At 34.7% G+C, this 15,717-nt stretch carries 18 protein-coding genes, 1 pseudogene and 1 other annotated feature; of the genes and pseudogenes, 15 read left to right on the plus strand and 4 right to left on the minus strand.

The genetic code is table 11. The features are described from left to right. Window positions 1-25 precede the first annotated feature (25 nt). Complete coding sequence (locus AC1DS7_RS20695; RefSeq protein WP_002127124.1) at window positions 26-610, minus strand: hypothetical protein; 585 nt, start codon at window positions 608-610, stop codon at window positions 26-28. 190 nt (window positions 611-800) lie between these two features. Between AC1DS7_RS20695 and AC1DS7_RS20700 the strand changes: the two genes are divergently transcribed. Both AC1DS7_RS20700 and AC1DS7_RS20705 read left to right on the plus strand, forming a co-directional pair. Beyond that, complete coding sequence (locus AC1DS7_RS20700) at window positions 801-950, plus strand: hypothetical protein (RefSeq protein WP_002012544.1); 150 nt, start codon at window positions 801-803, stop codon at window positions 948-950. 191 nt (window positions 951-1,141) lie between these two features. Continuing rightward, window positions 1,142-1,417 (plus strand): stage V sporulation protein S, encoded by a 276-nt coding sequence (locus AC1DS7_RS20705; protein WP_002035358.1) that lies wholly within the window; start codon window positions 1,142-1,144, stop codon window positions 1,415-1,417. Between the two features lie 232 nt (window positions 1,418-1,649). Here AC1DS7_RS20705 and AC1DS7_RS20710 read toward each other — a convergent pair whose 3' ends face one another. Then, a complete protein-coding gene (locus AC1DS7_RS20710; protein ID WP_002065129.1) occupies window positions 1,650-2,327 on the minus strand; it encodes a hypothetical protein in 678 nt (225 codons plus the stop codon). Between the two features lie 109 nt (window positions 2,328-2,436). Here AC1DS7_RS20710 and AC1DS7_RS20715 point away from each other — a divergent pair, with 109 nt between their 5' ends. The 5 genes from AC1DS7_RS20715 to AC1DS7_RS20735 all read left to right on the plus strand — a co-directional run bounded on the left by AC1DS7_RS20715 (window position 2,437) and on the right by AC1DS7_RS20735 (window position 6,632). Further along, a complete protein-coding gene (locus AC1DS7_RS20715) occupies window positions 2,437-3,084 on the plus strand; it encodes an HD domain-containing protein (protein ID WP_002012557.1) in 648 nt (215 codons plus the stop codon). After that, window positions 3,081-4,976 (plus strand): ABC-F family ATP-binding cassette domain-containing protein, encoded by a 1,896-nt coding sequence (locus tag AC1DS7_RS20720; protein ID WP_002127139.1) that lies wholly within the window; start codon window positions 3,081-3,083, stop codon window positions 4,974-4,976. Before AC1DS7_RS20715 ends, AC1DS7_RS20720 begins: the two co-directional genes overlap by 4 nt. Window positions 4,977-5,051: 75 nt before the next feature. Beyond that, window positions 5,052-5,783 carry a Bax inhibitor-1/YccA family protein gene (locus tag AC1DS7_RS20725; RefSeq protein WP_002127140.1) on the plus strand — a complete coding sequence of 244 codons (732 nt, stop codon included), beginning with the start codon at window positions 5,052-5,054 and terminating at the stop codon, window positions 5,781-5,783. 94 nt (window positions 5,784-5,877) lie between these two features. Further along, a complete protein-coding gene (locus AC1DS7_RS20730) occupies window positions 5,878-6,132 on the plus strand; it encodes a DUF4318 domain-containing protein (RefSeq protein ID WP_002185977.1) in 255 nt (84 codons plus the stop codon). A gap of 161 nt (window positions 6,133-6,293) precedes the next feature. Beyond that, window positions 6,294-6,632 carry a single-stranded DNA-binding protein gene (locus tag AC1DS7_RS20735; protein WP_002141572.1) on the plus strand — a complete coding sequence of 113 codons (339 nt, stop codon included), beginning with the start codon at window positions 6,294-6,296 and terminating at the stop codon, window positions 6,630-6,632. A gap of 49 nt (window positions 6,633-6,681) precedes the next feature. On the opposite strand, the gene AC1DS7_RS20740 is transcribed toward AC1DS7_RS20735, so the two are convergent. Together AC1DS7_RS20740 and AC1DS7_RS20745 are read right to left on the minus strand one after the other, a co-directional pair. Continuing rightward, window positions 6,682-7,272: a TetR/AcrR family transcriptional regulator gene (locus tag AC1DS7_RS20740; protein ID WP_002136037.1), complete on the minus strand. Its 591-nt coding sequence runs from the start codon at window positions 7,270-7,272 to the stop codon at window positions 6,682-6,684. Between the two features lie 144 nt (window positions 7,273-7,416). Beyond that, window positions 7,417-8,550, minus strand: coding sequence for an FAD-dependent monooxygenase (locus AC1DS7_RS20745; RefSeq protein WP_016102111.1), 1,134 nt, complete (start codon window positions 8,548-8,550; stop codon window positions 7,417-7,419). A gap of 257 nt (window positions 8,551-8,807) precedes the next feature. On the opposite strand from AC1DS7_RS20745, the gene AC1DS7_RS20750 reads away from it, so the two are divergent. The 8 genes and pseudogenes from AC1DS7_RS20750 (at window position 8,808) to AC1DS7_RS20785 (ending at window position 15,503) form a co-directional block, all read left to right on the plus strand. Further along, window positions 8,808-9,935 carry a conserved virulence factor C family protein gene (locus AC1DS7_RS20750; RefSeq protein WP_476999176.1) on the plus strand — a complete coding sequence of 376 codons (1,128 nt, stop codon included), beginning with the start codon at window positions 8,808-8,810 and terminating at the stop codon, window positions 9,933-9,935. 3 nt (window positions 9,936-9,938) lie between these two features. Then, the gene (locus AC1DS7_RS20755; RefSeq protein ID WP_002085930.1) at window positions 9,939-10,322 is read left to right on the plus strand and encodes a thiol-disulfide oxidoreductase DCC family protein; all 384 of its coding nucleotides are present in this window, start codon (window positions 9,939-9,941) and stop codon (window positions 10,320-10,322) included. A gap of 82 nt (window positions 10,323-10,404) precedes the next feature. Then, window positions 10,405-10,839 (plus strand): BrxA/BrxB family bacilliredoxin, encoded by a 435-nt coding sequence (locus AC1DS7_RS20760; protein WP_002012568.1) that lies wholly within the window; start codon window positions 10,405-10,407, stop codon window positions 10,837-10,839. 49 nt (window positions 10,840-10,888) lie between these two features. Then, window positions 10,889-11,665: a class I SAM-dependent methyltransferase gene (locus tag AC1DS7_RS20765; protein WP_002141576.1), complete on the plus strand. Its 777-nt coding sequence runs from the start codon at window positions 10,889-10,891 to the stop codon at window positions 11,663-11,665. A 40-nt stretch (window positions 11,666-11,705) separates the two neighbouring features. After that, window positions 11,706-11,920, plus strand: a binding site (T-box leader). A 45-nt stretch (window positions 11,921-11,965) separates the two neighbouring features. Beyond that, on the plus strand, window positions 11,966-13,654 hold the full coding sequence (gene argS / locus AC1DS7_RS20770; RefSeq protein ID WP_016102110.1) for an arginine--tRNA ligase: 1,689 nt from the start codon (window positions 11,966-11,968) through the stop codon (window positions 13,652-13,654). Window positions 13,655-13,825: 171 nt separating this feature from the next. Further along, entirely contained in the window at window positions 13,826-14,155 is a 330-nt protein-coding gene (locus AC1DS7_RS20775; protein WP_016102109.1) for a DUF2085 domain-containing protein, read from the plus strand. A gap of 29 nt (window positions 14,156-14,184) precedes the next feature. Beyond that, window positions 14,185-14,403, plus strand: coding sequence for a hypothetical protein (locus AC1DS7_RS20780; protein ID WP_016102108.1), 219 nt, complete (start codon window positions 14,185-14,187; stop codon window positions 14,401-14,403). Window positions 14,404-14,625: 222 nt separating this feature from the next. Continuing rightward, a pseudogene (locus AC1DS7_RS20785) lies at window positions 14,626-15,503 on the plus strand (class I SAM-dependent methyltransferase). The last annotated feature ends 214 nt before the right edge of the window (window positions 15,504-15,717 follow it).

Consider the following 15,717-nt stretch of genomic DNA (forward strand, 5'->3'; position numbering starts at 1 on the left):
AGTATCTGAATGTGAGGGAATAGTATTAACTTAGTTTTGTAACTGTTAATTCAACTGAATTTATACCATTATCACAAGTTACAATACTTTGATGATTGAAACCACTATTATTTCTAAGTTGAAGAGTTGAATTAGCAGGCACCGTAACAATAGTTTCGCCAACTAGTTGAAGGCATTCGTTATTTGATGAAGTATTCATTTGAAAAGCGAAATCACCTTGACTATTAGCAAGTGGATTATTATTTAAAAATATAGTTATGACTGGAATATGGGGAAATACAGGATTTAACGTAGTGTTAATACTTGAAATGAAAGAAATTCTATAATCACCAGCTTTACTAAATTGTATAGTAGTCGGATTTAATAAGGAAACTCCCCCTGCCAAAGGGCCAACGTGATTAAACGGAAAAGAACCGCCAAAAGGAACAGTTATAAACTCAGTTTGCCAAAAAGTGCCGTAAGCAGGCTTAGATGATTTATGTGAATGGTCGCATGAACATTTTTTATACGAACTGGAAGATTGATGGCACGAACATTTTTTATATGAACTAGAAGAAGAGTGGCATGAAGATCTTTTATATGAACTTGAAGAATGATAGTATGAACCCAATATATTACCTCCTATTATTAATAAATGTATAACACATAGTAGTTTATGCAATCGAAAAGCAATTGGCGTGTATACTTGTCCATATATAAGGTAATAGATTTGGGATAAAAAGCTGGCATAATATAAAGTGCTCTAATGAGGAGATATAGTTTTCAAAAAAATGGAGTTAGAATATTCTATGTAATGAATTTTGGAGAAGAAAAAGGATGAATATTTAGCAGATAACTCTATCCAAGGTTTTAAAATGTTGAAGTATTTAAACTTTAAGATAGTATATCGCCAAAGTAAAGAAGAGAAGTATTTAAAGGACAGCATTTTAGTGAAACAGAGAAATGGATAAAGCGATGATTAAGTTTTTAACTTAGTCGTCGCTTTTTATTTATGTAGTTGTGCAGGAAGAAGGCAAAAAATATCGAATGAATGTAATTATACAGAATTGTTTGTATTTATTTCGAATAGTAGTTAAAGATACGTTAGTTATATTTCAAACAGTAAGAAAAGAGAGATTAAATAATAGAGGGAGCAACTTACATGGAAAATATATTAAAGGTATCCTCAAAATCAAGTCCGAATTCAGTGGCAGGTGCAATAGCGGGCGTACTAAGAGCAAGTGGCAAAGTAGAAATCCAAGTGATTGGAGCTGGTTCTTTAAATCAAGCGATTAAAGCAATTGCGATTGCAAGAGGTTTTGTAGCTCCAAGTGGCATTGACTTGGTTCTTGTTCCAGCGTTTCAAGAGGTTACTATCGATAATCAAGAAAGAACAGCAATCAAATTAATTGTAGGTCCTAGAAGGAGAAGGTCTTAATAGCGAGCATTAATATAAGGGGATTTGAAAAGGTCAATAGACTCCAAAAAGTTAGACACGTTATTTCATTTTACAGTTCCTTGGGCGTGGATACAGTATTGTACCGGATTTATGACTTTTAATTCCTCTTTATATTTAGCGGGTTTTTCTAGAAACTTAAAAATGCCAAATCCTTTGTGACATAAGGGATTTGGCATTTTTGAGGTTTTTATGTTTTATAAAATCAACAATTCTAAAACTGCTCATTCTTCTCCCAAGATTCTACAATATAATGAGCAATCGTTGGGTTGAATCCTTTACCAACTAAGAACATAATCGCAGCAACTTCTGTTAAAGCATGTTTGTGTGATGTATGTTTCGCTTCATTCAAGCCGTAATCTACCCAAGGTTTTACGAAATCAAGTACAGGTTTCTTTAAAGGTAAAAACTGTGTACCGACAACTTGTTGGATTTGTTGTTGCGTTGGTTCTGTAATAGGTCCAGGTGGTAAAATTTGTGGTTGTGTAATATCTAAAGTCGGCCCAGGTGGTAAAATTTGTGGTTGCGTCGGATCAATTGTTGGTGGTTTAGGTGGTGAGACACGTGCGTCATAGTTTGGTTGATACATTTGTTGTTGGTATGGATTTTGTTGATATTGTGGTTGCGTCTCGTATGGAGTACCTTGAAATTGAGGTTCTTGGCTAGGTTGTGCTACGTATGGATTTTGAGGATATTCATAATTTGGACGTGTGTCATAAGGGTTTTGAGGATATTCAGTTTCTTGATTTTGCGGTGTTGCGTATGGATTTTGTTCGTATTGTGGCTCTTGATGTTGTGTCTCTTGCTCCTCATATTGTTCAGCATATCTTTGTTCCTGATGTTGAGGATAAAGAGGTTGTTGTGGGTAAGGTGGTTGGTTATTATAGAACATTTTTATTCCTCCTTCATAATGATGCCTACCACCTAGTGTATGGGCGGACAAGAAAATATGTGATGAAAAAATGCGGGCGTGTTACAATAAGTAACTGGGTGAAGATAAAATGATAAAACAAGAAAAAATACAAAAAACAATAACTTTCGTAAAGCATATTTTAGAAAAAGATGCGAGTGGGCATGATTGGTATCATATTGAACGCGTACATAAATTGGCGATTTCTTTATCCGAGCAAGAAGGGGGAAATCGTTTTATAATTGAAATGGCAGCATTACTTCACGATGTAGCAGATGAGAAGTTAAATGAGAGTGAAGAAGCAGGAATGAAAAAAGTTTCTGATTGGTTAGAAGAGTTACGTGTTGAAGAAGATGAAAGTAAGCATGTTCTTCATATCATCGCCAATATGTCTTATAAGGGCGGTCATGGTGGCACAGTTGAGTCACTTGAAGGTAGAATTGTTCAAGATGCGGATCGTTTAGATGCTCTTGGTGCAATTGGAATAGCTCGAACGTTTGCATACGGAGGAGCGAAAGGGAGATTAATGTATGATCCAACTATCCCTCCTCGAGAAGTGATGACGAAAGATGAATATAGAAAAAATAATGATCCATCTTTAAATCATTTTTATGAAAAGCTTTTAAAACTAAAAGATTTAATGAACACGAACGCAGCAAAACAAGAGGCTGAAGTTCGTCATCGTTATATGGAACAGTTTATTGAACAATTTATGAAAGAGTGGAATGCACAAATATGAAAATGTTAACTGTGGAGAACTTATCGAAATCATACGGAGAAAAACCGTTATTTGATGGATTATCATGTAGTATTACAGAAGGACAACGTGTCGGAATTATCGGTGTAAACGGTACTGGTAAATCAACGTTATTAAAAATTATTGCAGGATTAGAAACTCCTGATACAGGTGATATGACGCATTCACGCGGATATACAATTAGTTATTTATCACAGCAACCAGAGTTTGATGAAAAACTAACAGTATTAGAGCAAGTGTTCCATGGTGATACACCTTTAATTCGTCTTCTTCGTGATTATGAACAATCGTTATTAAATATCGAAAAAGATCCAAGTAATGAAAAAGTACAGGAACAATTATTTGCAGTGCAGCAACGTATGGATGCGATGAGTGCATGGGAAGCAAATGCGAATGCAAAATCGTTATTAACGAAATTAGGAATTACTGATTTTACAGCAACTGTTGGAAACCTATCTGGTGGACAAAAAAAGCGTATTGCAATGGCGCAATGTTTTATTGAAACACCTGATTTATTAATTTTGGATGAGCCTACGAACCATCTTGACCATGAGACAGTTGAATGGTTAGAAGAATATTTAGCAAGATATACAGGTGCGGTATTACTTGTAACCCATGATCGTTATTTCTTAGATCGTGTGACAAACCGTATTTTTGAATTAGATAACGGTAAACTGTATAGCTACGAAGGAAACTACAGTACATTTTTAGAAGCGAAAGCACTTCGTGAAGAGCAAGAATCGGCACAAGAATCAAAACGCCAAAATTTATATCGTCGTGAACTTGCTTGGATTCGCCGTGGTGCAAAAGCCCGTTCTACGAAACAAAAGGCGCGTATTCAGCGTTTTGATGAGCTAAAGGGACAAGAAGGACCAGCAGCGAAGCAATCAGTTGATATTGCACTAAGTGGAAGTCGTTTAGGAAAGAAAGTACTTGAATTAAAAGATGTAACGAAAAAATTTGGTGATAAAACAGTATTACATAACTTTAATCATATTGTGAAGCCTGGTGATCGTATCGGAATCATCGGAGCAAATGGAAGCGGAAAATCATCACTATTAAATATGCTTGCAGGAAAATTCTCTCCTGATAGTGGTGAAATTGAAGTAGGACAAACTGTAAAAGTTGCCTATTATACGCAAGAAAATGAAGAGATGAATTTAAACCAGCGTATGATTGAATACATTAAAGAAATTGCGGAAGTTATTCATACGACAGACGGAAAAGTAATTGGCGCATCTCAAATGTTAGAACGTTTCTTATTCCTACCGCATTCACATGGAACAACGCTTGGTAAACTATCTGGTGGCGAAAGAAGACGGTTATATTTATTGCGTATTTTAATGGGAGAACCAAACGTACTATTACTTGATGAGCCTACGAATGATTTAGACACACAAACATTAACAGTGCTAGAAGATTATTTAGAAGATTTCCCAGGTGTCGTTTTAACTGTATCGCATGACCGTTACTTCTTAGATAAAGTAGTAGATGAATTGTTCATCTTTACTGGCGAAGGCGAAGTGCGTGAATTCCTAGGTAGTTATACAGAGTATTTAGAAATGGAAAAAACGAGAGAACTCATTGAGAAAGCAGAAGTTCAAAAGGAGAAAAAAGTAGTAGAAGAGGCTCCGAAACAACAACGTAAACGTAAACTTTCTTACAATGAGCAGCGTGAATGGGAAACAATTGAAGATACAATTGCACAACTAGAAGAGAAACTTGAATCAATTGGAGAAGAACTTACGAATGTTGGATCTGATTTCACAAAGGCCCAAGAATTATCTGAAGCAGGGCAGAAGATAGAAGAAGAGCTAGAAAAAACGATGGAACGATGGAGTGAACTATCCGACATCGTTGAAGGATTAAAATAAAAACAAGCTGCATATATTGAAAAGTAAAGAGAAAAACTTTACACTATTGGTAGAACCTATTTTAGGAGGGAAAAAATGAGAACATCTAATCCAATGTTGAAAAAAGAGGCATTCCGTAAAGAGGGAGCAAATACTTCTGCGATGACTATTGGCGGAACAGTAGGCAAAACGTTTATTATGCTTATCTTGCTGCTTGCAACGTCTGTCTATTCATACATACAGATGACGCAAGGTACGATGAAGATGCCAGTATTAATTGGTGCTTTAGTTATTGCGGCAATCGTTGCATTTGCATCTATCTTCTTCCCGCGCATATCACCAATTGGTGCACCGATTTATGCGGCAGTAGAAGGGGTAGTGTTAGGAAGTATTTCAGCAGTTTATGCAATGAAATTTCAGGATTCTATCGTTTTAAACGCTGTATTACTAACAATCTCAATTCTATTTGCGATGTTAGTTTTATATGCAACACGCGTAGTGAAGGTAACTGATAAATTCCGCACAGGTGTTATGGCAGCAACAATGGGAATTATGGTTATGTATTTAATCGTATTCTTATTAAACATGTTCGGTGTTTCTGTTCCATATATTCACCAAGGTGGAACAATTGGTATGATCATTAGTGCAGTTATTATTGTAGTTGCTGCATTAAATTTATTACTAGATTTCGATTTAATCGAAAATGGTGCACGTAGCCAAGCTCCAAAATATATGGAGTGGTACAGTGCAATGGGTCTAATGATGACGCTAGTATGGTTATACTTAGAAATTCTTCGTTTCGTTTCTTACTTTACGAAAAATGACTAATAAAAAATCCTGCATGAAATGTGCAGGTTTTTTTATTTTTAAAGATAAATTGAAAATATGGATGTTGGCGACTTAAATTGAAGGGGGATGGAATATGATGAAAGAGAAAAAAGGGATTATGAAAAAACTATTTTCTAAAAGTTTTTTCATAGAACTAGATGACGCTTTAACATATCCATCAGCAGAAGTTATTCGTTCAGCTATTGAAAGCTATGCGGCTAAATGTAATGAACAATTAAAAATTGAGAGTAAAGTTAAACCGATTACTTTCTACTTAGAAAATGTAATGTACCGCGCTGAAATAAAGATGGCCCGCGGAGGATATTACATATCTTGCAGTAAAGTATAATGTTTTTGGAAACCTTACATGTTTAAACTATGTAGGGTTTCTTTTTTTGATTTGTAAGATATAAAGTAATAATTTTTGCTTACAAACATATCATTTTGCGCTTTTTACCCTTCCAACATTTTTCTTTACAATGAAGAAAAATATGTGAGGTGGTATAACTTATGATGAATCGAGTTGTATTAATAGGTAGATTGACAAAGGAGCCAGAATTATACTACACAAAACAAGGTGTCGCTTATGCACGAATATGTGTTGCGGTGAATAGAGGTTTTCGAAATAGTTTAGGTGAACAGCAAGTAGATTTTATTAATTGTGTTGTATGGAGAAGGTCGGCTGAAAATGTAACAGAATATTGTACGAAAGGCTCACTTGTGGGGATTACAGGGCGTATTCATACGAGTAATTACGATGATGAACAAGGAAAGAGAGTATATAGAACTGAAGTTCTGATTGAGAGCATTACATTTCTGGAGAGAAGGAGGGAGGGGGCATCGCAATAAGATGTAAAGAGTATTAAAAGTTAAGAGGGCTTTGTAGCATAGCCCTCTATTATTTTTGATTGATACCTTCCCAAACAACATCTAACTGTTGATTGAGTATATTTTTCGCATTTGTTTCATTAGAATTTAATAGGGATTGGGACATGAGTGTATAAAAATAAGTACTCATAATAGTAGAAGTGATAATATTTATATCCCATTGACTGTTTAATTTTCCTGTTTCTTTCGCTGCTGTAATAATTGAAGACAAACTTTCTTGTAGCTGTTGTATACTTTTTAATTCATTTTCTACTAAGTAGTTAGATTTAATAATTTCAAAAACAGCATGCTTCATTAATTCTCCATGTCCAGTAAAGCGATCTAGTAAGTCTCCTAAAACAAGTTTGATTCGTTCTTTTGGATGTTCCACATTTTCATACGTTTTTAAACTTTCATTCCATAGTTCAATTTGAGAATCACCTAAAAATAATAATATGTTTTCTTTTTTCGGAAAGTAGTTGAAGAAAGTTCCTTTTGCAATCCCACATGCAGTAGTAATATCTTGAACCGTTACATTTTCGTACCCACGTTCTTGAAAGAGCTGTACTGCTTTTAGGAATATAAGTTCTTTTAATTCTTTTTTTCTCGTTTCTCTAAGCATATAATCGACTCCTAATACAAACAATTATATCTGTTTATTAGAGTATCTCAAATGAAATCTTATTTCATGCCTCCTAATTTTACTGTTTAATACAATTGAAAGAAGGATAGAGAGAATTCCGTTCATACTTTTCGTTGGAGTTTGTCATAAATGAAAACTGTATAGTTCATGTGCTTGCCTATCAGAAATCCATTTCGGAATATGTTTCATTGCTTGGTTTCTTAGTATAGTTAAAGGTTTACTTTCTATTTGCGCCATTTTTCCAACTTTCCACGCAGTGTTTGAGATTTTTTCAATTCTTTCTCGTCTTTTTTGTTCGTATTCTATAAATGCTTGGCGATAGTGGGCATTATTTTTGATGCATTCAGCAAGAATAATAGAATCTTCAATTGCCTGACAAGCCCCTTGGCCTAAATTAGGTGTAAGTGCATGGGCAGCATCCCCAATAAAGACGATGCGTTTGTCAAAAAACTGTTTCATTGGAATAATGTCTACAATATCACGATGAATCATATCAATGTCAGAGGCGTTATTTAAAATAGATGGGATGGGGTTATGGTAAGTTTTGAAATGATTATACAAATCTGCTGTTGTGTAATCCTTGTATTTGGGATCTCTAGCTTTAGCGTTTATGAGCGCATACCAGTATACTTCGTTGTTTGGGAGAGGGACGATACCAAATCTACCGTTTGTTCCCCAAGTTTCAATAAAATCGTTTGTTAAAGATAGACTATGAGCTGGAGTTACGCCGCGCCAACACGTATAACCGGCATAACGATAACCGTCACTTTGTGTTACTTGTTTTCGAACGACAGAATGAATACCATCTGCAGCAATGAGTATATTGCCGAGTGCTTCACTACCATCTTGAAATAATATTTTTAAGGCGTTTTCTTCATTTTGTTCTATTTTTACGCACTCTTTTCCCCATTCGACAGTACCTTCTTGTAGTTCGGAAAGTAGCCATTGATGTAAATCTTTTCTATGAATGGAGTACATTTTTGGATAACAAGCTGGAATGGTCAATTTACTAAATATAGTTCCTTTTTCGGATACAAGGTTAAAACCGTCACTTTCGTTGCCAAATTTTTTTATTTGTTCAGAAATTCCGTATGGTTCAAGTGCTTGCATCGCATTTGGGGCAATGATAATACCTGCACCAGCAACAGTAGTTTCAATATTTTTGTCATATACTTTTACATCTAATCCTATTTTTTTTAAGGAAATTGCTACACAAAGACCAGCAATACCACCACCTATAACCATGACATTATTCATTTGTTATCCCTCCACAATTAAGTGACTTAACTCATAAAATGACCACGGTCATTTTATGAGTTAAGATTAGTACCTTTTTTTGTTATTGTCAATTAGACTTTTAACTATAGTTCCGGAACGATTAGGTGAAAATAGAAATAATTGAAATTCTAAAAATGTAGAAGAGGAATTAGTAAAATTAAGCATCCGAGTAGGAGTATAGAGGGATAACATGTTACAATACAGCTAAGAACACGCAATAAAGGAGAGTTTTTTACGTGAAGATTAAAGCAATTGAACCGACGCCAAGTCCAAATACAATGAAAGTTATTTTGAATGAAGTATTACCATCAGGAGCGCGTAATAATTATACAAATGAAAATAAAGAACAAGCACCAGTGCAAGTGCAAGAAATTTTGAAGATTGAAGGCATTAAAGGTGTGTATCATGTTGCAGACTTTTTAGCAGTGGAGCGAAATGCGAAGTATGACTGGAAAGTTTTATTACAACAAGTTCGTGCTGTTTTCGGTGAAGAAATAGTGGAAGAAAGCGAAGAACAACAACTTTCTCATTTTGGAGAAGTGAAAGTGTTTGTTCAAATGTTCTTTACAATTCCGATGCAAGTGAAGTTAACAGATGGAACCTCAGAAGAGCGTGTTGGTTTACCTGATCGTTTTAAAGAATCAATTATGAAAGTGCAAATGTCTGCACCTAACGTTGTGAAAGAGCGTAAGTGGGTAGAGCAAAGTACACGTTACGGTAATTTTGAAGAAATCGGGAAAGAAGTAGTAGAAGAAATTATTGCTGCTTATTCAGAAGAACGTGTAAATGAAACGGTTAAAGAATTATTAAACCAGGCAGGTGCTGTTGAAGTAACGATTCAAAAGCGTGAGCCATATAAARTAACAGAAGAGATGATGAAAGATTCTGACTGGAAAAACCGTTTTGCAGCTTTAGAACAAATGGATCCAACGGAAGAAGATATGATGGTATTGAAAATGGCATTAGATGATGAGAAAGTATCTATCCGCCGTTTAGCAACAGCTTATTTAGGTATGGTAAAAGGTGAAGGAGTATTGCCGTTATTATATAAAGCGTTATTAGATCGTTCAGTAAGTGTTCGTCGTACAGCAGGAGATTGCTTATCAGACGTAGGTGATCCAGCAGCGATGTTCGTTATGATTAAATCTCTGAAAGATTCAAGTAAATTAGTACGCTGGCGTGCAGCAATGTTCTTATTTGAACTTGGTGATGAAAGTGCAATTCCGGCACTAAAAGCAGCAGAAGATGATCCGGAGTTTGAAGTGGCGATGCAAGCACGTTTAGCTTTAGAACGTATTGAAGGCGGCGAAGAAGCAAAAGGATCAGTATGGAAGCAAATGACGGAGTCTCGTAAAGGGGAATAGTTTATGATTGTTTTCTATGATAGTTGGTGCCCAATGTGTACGGCGGTTGCAGAACGTACGAAAAGATTAGATAAAAAGGGTAAGATGAAATTTGTTTCATTTCGAGATGAAGATGTAGTTGAGAAGTATGAACTTTCTCAAGAATTACAAAGTAAGATGGAACAAAGATTGTATATTTTAAAAAATAATAAGTGGTATGACGGAATTCATAGCATTAACGTATTAGCAAAGGCCGTTCCATCTTATTGGTTTGCAGTACCTTTTATAAAACTATCTATCGTACTTGGATTTGGAAGTAAAGTATACGATTATATTGCCAACAATAGAAAACTTGTCCCAGTTGGACACTGTCGTGAAGGGGTTTGTGAAATCCCTACAAAAAAATGAAATCATCGTTATCTTTCTTTTGCACCTATTAATAGAGCGTGATATGATAAATTTGGAATGAAAGTTGAAGGAGAGATACAAGATGTCAAATGCATATGAAGAATACATGCGTCAAATGGTAATTCCAATGCGCCAAGAGTTAGTGCGTTCTGGATTTGAAGAGTTAACTACAGAAGAAGCTGTAACAGAATTTATGGAGAATGCATCAGGTACAACTTTAGTAGTTGTAAACTCTGTTTGTGGTTGTGCAGCTGGTTTAGCACGCCCATCAGCAGGTCAAGCGGTTGTACGTGCTGAAAAACAACCTGATCATCTTGTAACTGTATTTGCAGGTCAAGATAAAGATGCTACTGTAAAAATGCGTGAATACTTCGGAGAAATTCCTCCATCTTCACCATCTATGGCATTACTAAAAGGAAAAGAAGTTGTTCACTTCATTCACCGTCATGAAATTGAAGGCGCAACAATGGACGAAATTATTACAAACTTAGAACAAGCTTTCGAAAAGAATTGCTAAAGTAGGGGGAGAGTGAATCTCCCTCTTTTCTTTATATAGAGGTGAAAAAATGATAGTAACAACAGCAGGAAGAACAAATAAAGAAATGAAAGATTATGCAAACAAGGTAGCAGCAGAATTAAATCTTTCTTTCGTTAAACGTAATGACATACCAGTACATAAACTGCATGAGCAGTATGAACAAGATGTACTTGTCGTAGGGAAAAATCGATTAGCCATTTATCCAAAAGGTACGGAAGAGTCGTTTTTCTTTCATCCAAACTCAGCGATGTTTCGTGTGAAAAGGTTAATGCGCGGAGAACATGATCCATTTATACAAGCTGCTAAATTAGAGAGCGGAATGACAGTATTAGATTGTACGCTCGGTATGGCATCAGATAGTATTGTAGCTAGTTATGTTGTTGGTGAAAGTGGAAAAGTAACAGGGCTTGAAGGAAACGAATATATGTCTTACATCATGGGAAAAGGCTTGCAAACATGGTCTTCATCCGTTTCTGAAATCGATGAAGCAATGCAAAGAATCGATGTAAAGCAAACAGAGCATTTTGCATTTTTAAAACAATGTGAAGATAATAGTTATGACGTTGTTTACCTTGATCCAATGTTTGAAGAAACTGTCATAGAATCAGATGGAATTAAAGGATTAAAACACTTCGCTTTGTATCATGATATTACTGACGAAACAATTGCGGAAGCGAAGCGTGTGGCGAGAAAGCGTGTCGTTCTGAAAGATCATTTTCGTAGTTCTAGATTTGAAAAACATAATTTTCACGTATACAAAAGAAAAAGTGCTAAGTTTCACTTTGGTGTAATTGACCCTTGCTAATTGTTTGAAAAGATGTATAATAAGCAATAATTAATTAAATATACTGTCTGTGATGAAGAGAGTAGTCTTTTTCAGAAGGAAAGCGAGCTAGGGATGGTGTGAGCCTAGTGCAGAAGAAAAAGATGAAGCGCACTTCGGAGACGCTTCTTGAACGAATAGTAGAGTAAGCCGAGGCCCCCTGTCCTCGTTATAAACGGGAAAGTGGTTCGAAATGAACAACAAGGGTGGTACCACGGGTTAAAACTCGTCTCTTTTTTAGAGACGAGTTTTTTGTGTTTTAAAAAATAAGGAGGTTATAGTATGAATTATAAAACGCAGTTTGCGAAAAGTTTATCGAATATTTTTACAAATGAATTAACACAAAATCAAATTTTAGATTTAATCGAAACACCAAAACAAAATGAATTCGGAGATGCAGCGTTCCCATGCTTTTCACTAGCGAAGCAATATAAAAAATCACCAGCTATTATAGCGAAGGAATTGGCGGAGAAATTAAATGATCCGTTCTTTACGAAAGTAGAGGCTGTGGGTCCTTATGTAAATGTATTTTTTAATCGTGAAACAGTAAGTGATAAAGTATTAAAAACGATTTTAGCGGAGAAAGAAGAGTACGGTCAAAATCACTTTGGATGTGAAAAAACGGTAGTTATCGATTATTCCTCTCCTAATATCGCGAAACCTTTTTCAATGGGGCATTTACGTTCTACAATGATTGGTAATTCGCTGAAACATATCGCCGAAAAATGTGGGTATGAAGTTGTCGGAATCAATTATATTGGCGATTGGGGCACGCAGTTTGGAAAGTTAATTACTGCATATAGAAAATGGGGAAATGAAGAAGTTGTTAAAGAGGATCCAATTCGTGAGTTATTTAAGTTATATGTTCAGTTTCATGAAGAAGCAAAAGAGAACAAAGAACTAGAAGAAGAAGGACGCTCATGGTTTAAAAAACTAGAAGAAGGAAATGAAGAAGCAGTCGAACTTTGGAATTGGTTCCGTCATGAGTCTTTAAAAGAATTTTCTCGTATTTATGAACTTCTCGGTGTGGAATTTACAAACTTTCAAGGAGAAGCTTTCTATAACGATAAAATGGAAGACTTTATTGGGATGTTAGAAGAGTACGACTTACTGGAAGAATCAGAAGGGGCATTAGTCGTTAATTTAGAAGAAGAAGGTATGCCGCCATGTTTAATTAGAAAATCAGATGGTGCTACCATTTACGCAACACGTGATTTAACAGCGGCATTGTATCGTCAAAACACATACGAATTTGATAAAGCGTTATATGTTGTAGGCCCAGAACAAAGCTTACATTTCAATCAATTTTTCACTGTATTAAAAAAGCTTGGTTATGACTGGGTCGATGGTATGGAACATGTACCGTTCGGGTTCATATTAAAAGATGGTAAGAAAATGTCGACACGTAAGGGCAGAATTATTTTATTGGAAGAAGTGTTAGAAGAAGCTGTTGCGCTTGCGGAACAAAATATTGAAGAGAAAAATCCTAATTTAAAACAAAAAGAAGACGTGGCAAAACAAGTCGGTGTTGGAGCAGTTATCTTCCACGATTTAAAAAATGAGCGTATGCATAATATCGAATTCTCATTAGAAAATATGTTGAAATTTGAAGGAGAAACAGGACCATATGTGCAGTACACACATGCGCGTGCTTGTTCAATTTTAAGAAAAGAAAGTGTAGAATTTGAAACTTGTACGTTTGCATTAAAAGACGATTATAGCTGGAGTGTCGTAAAATTACTTAATAAATTCCCGCAAGTAATTGAAGCGGCCTTCAACAAAAATGAGCCATCTACTATTTCAAAATACGTATTAGATGTAGCACAAGCGTTCAATAAATATTATGGAAATGTTCGTATATTAGAAGAGAACGAAGAGAAAGAGAGTAGACTCGCATTAGCTTATGCTGTGACGGTTGTATTAAAAGAGGGATTACGTTTACTTGGGGTAGGGGCACCTGAGGAGATGTAAAATAAAAATTTTGTAACAAAAAGGCAAATCAGACGGTCATTAACCTGATTTGTCTTTTTGTATTTTCTTAAATAAATTCTTATTTATAAAGTGTTATACGCTACGAAGTGTAAGAATTCTATAATTTTGTTACGAAATCAATTAAAATATTTGTAGAGAGGATGGTTCGTATTGATTCGAAGTTTTATTTTAAATATTCCTTGTCATAGACTACCGGAAAGGAGTTTTCTTAAACTACAAAAATACATGCCTTTATGTGCGCGATGCACAGGTATGTTTATTGGTTTATGTATGTTTCCAATTTACTTTTTAATAACACCTTCGTTTAGTCTCTCATTAATGCTATCCTTTTTTGCTCAAATTCCATTATTAATTGATGGATTCACCCAAAAGTGGAAATGGCGAAGCAGCACAAATTTGCTAAGAGTAACTACTGGCTTATTAAGCGGTAATGGTATGGGATTATTTATTGCAGCTAGTATTATATGGATTACATCTTAAACCACATATCAACGGAGGTAGCTACTTACATGTTTTGGATTTACATAATTCTAATTTTTATATCAGGTGGAAGTGGAATTGGTTTTATCATTCATGAAAAATATATAGAAGCAACAATAGCTTTTGTTATTTGCCTATTATTTATGGTGCTACTATATTTTTATTTAAAAAGAAGCAAAAAAAAGAGAAATTTAGATTGTGACGTAATAGATTGTACCGATTGCTCAGATTGTGATTGTACTATCTAAACTTCTATGTATTTCTTTTTTATGAAAAGGATTATATATCGTTTCAGGTATGTAATCCTTTTTATTTTTTTAAAAATTAGTTTGTCAAATAGGTGGAGAGTAAAGAACATGTACGATTTAACGCAATAATTAGAACTAAAAATCTCTAAAAATATTAGAAACATAGGAATACGTTTATTGAATGGAGAACTTTAGTTTTGTATATAAAAGGAGGTGTTGTACTTGGAAGAGTATGATTGGAATAGTAAGCTAGAGTATTTAAGAAATACGAGAGATTTATATTATAACGATGATTATTTAAGTTTTTTAGTAAATACAGTTTGGAAGATTTCTGAGCCAGTACATATTGTTGATTACGGTTGTGGGTATGGCTACTTAGGATTAATTTTGTTGCCGTTACTTCCAAATGGATCAAAGTATACAGGTATTGATAGCGGGGAAGCATTAATAGCTGAAGCGAGAGAGTTGTTTCGTTCGCTTCCATATGAATCAGAATTTATTGAAGGAGATGCTACAGAAATTGAATTGGAAAATAAATATGATATAGCTGTCAGTCATGCTTTCTTATTACATATGAATTCGCCCAAAACGATGTTGCAAAAAATGATAAATTCAATTAAGGAGGGCGGACATGTTATTTGTTTTGAACCACATTGGATTTCTAATATGTCCTCATACACGCTAGACGGATTAATTCAATCGGAAATTATCCAGCTTGGTGTTTTGCAGAAGTTATTTGAAGAAGATGTACACAGAAGTGGTAGAGATGGCAATATTGGCATGAAAATACCAATGTATTTAAGTGAATTAGGTGTTAAAAATATTGAATGTAGAGTAAGTGATAAAGTGAATTATTTAGATTCTAATTTAAATCAAAATGATAAGCAAGGATTATATAATTCTCTAAAAGAAGAGGGGATTGCTAGTAATCCAGGTGAAAAACAACAATTTATAGACCGTTTAATGAGTCGGGGCTTAACATTTGCTGATGCACTCGCTCAATATGAAGCAGAACTACGATTTTTTGAATGTTTCATATACATGCATCTTTAGTATATGCTCCGAATATGAAAATTACATTTGGTGAAATAAAGAAGTAAATATCATATTAGAAAAGTAAGAGAGAAGGAGAATTGCTATATTTCTAATAAGGTTATCATTATTATCAAGATTTTTCGGTAAATCGATATATCTTATCAAATCGTTAATATAATTTCATCCACTGAATGAAGCCTCAAAAAAGAAGATAAAACCCATCTTCGAATAATATATGTTATTTCATCAAATTAAACAAAATAACGAGAAAAAGTATCG

It is taken from the genome of Bacillus sp. P4_E1, assembly GCF_056401715.1.

Bases quoted from the DNA above. Each gene is read 5' to 3' on its own strand.
- AC1DS7_RS20705 (WP_002035358.1), top strand. From the start codon at position 1,142: ATGGAAAATATATTAAAGGTATCCTCAAAATCAAGTCCGAATTCAGTG.
- AC1DS7_RS20710 (WP_002065129.1), bottom strand. From the start codon at position 2,327: ATGTTCTATAATAACCAACCACCTTACCCACAACAACCTCTTTATCCT.
- AC1DS7_RS20715 (WP_002012557.1), top strand. From the start codon at position 2,437: ATGATAAAACAAGAAAAAATACAAAAAACAATAACTTTCGTAAAGCAT.
- AC1DS7_RS20720 (WP_002127139.1), top strand. From the start codon at position 3,081: ATGAAAATGTTAACTGTGGAGAACTTATCGAAATCATACGGAGAAAAA.
- AC1DS7_RS20725 (WP_002127140.1), top strand. From the start codon at position 5,052: ATGAGAACATCTAATCCAATGTTGAAAAAAGAGGCATTCCGTAAAGAG.
- AC1DS7_RS20730 (WP_002185977.1), top strand. From the start codon at position 5,878: ATGATGAAAGAGAAAAAAGGGATTATGAAAAAACTATTTTCTAAAAGT.
- AC1DS7_RS20735 (WP_002141572.1), top strand. From the start codon at position 6,294: ATGATGAATCGAGTTGTATTAATAGGTAGATTGACAAAGGAGCCAGAA.
- AC1DS7_RS20740 (WP_002136037.1), bottom strand. From the start codon at position 7,272: ATGCTTAGAGAAACGAGAAAAAAAGAATTAAAAGAACTTATATTCCTA.
- AC1DS7_RS20745 (WP_016102111.1), bottom strand. From the start codon at position 8,550: ATGAATAATGTCATGGTTATAGGTGGTGGTATTGCTGGTCTTTGTGTA.
- AC1DS7_RS20755 (WP_002085930.1), top strand. From the start codon at position 9,939: ATGATTGTTTTCTATGATAGTTGGTGCCCAATGTGTACGGCGGTTGCA.
- AC1DS7_RS20760 (WP_002012568.1), top strand. From the start codon at position 10,405: ATGTCAAATGCATATGAAGAATACATGCGTCAAATGGTAATTCCAATG.
- AC1DS7_RS20765 (WP_002141576.1), top strand. From the start codon at position 10,889: ATGATAGTAACAACAGCAGGAAGAACAAATAAAGAAATGAAAGATTAT.
- argS (WP_016102110.1), top strand. From the start codon at position 11,966: ATGAATTATAAAACGCAGTTTGCGAAAAGTTTATCGAATATTTTTACA.
- AC1DS7_RS20780 (WP_016102108.1), top strand. From the start codon at position 14,185: ATGTTTTGGATTTACATAATTCTAATTTTTATATCAGGTGGAAGTGGA.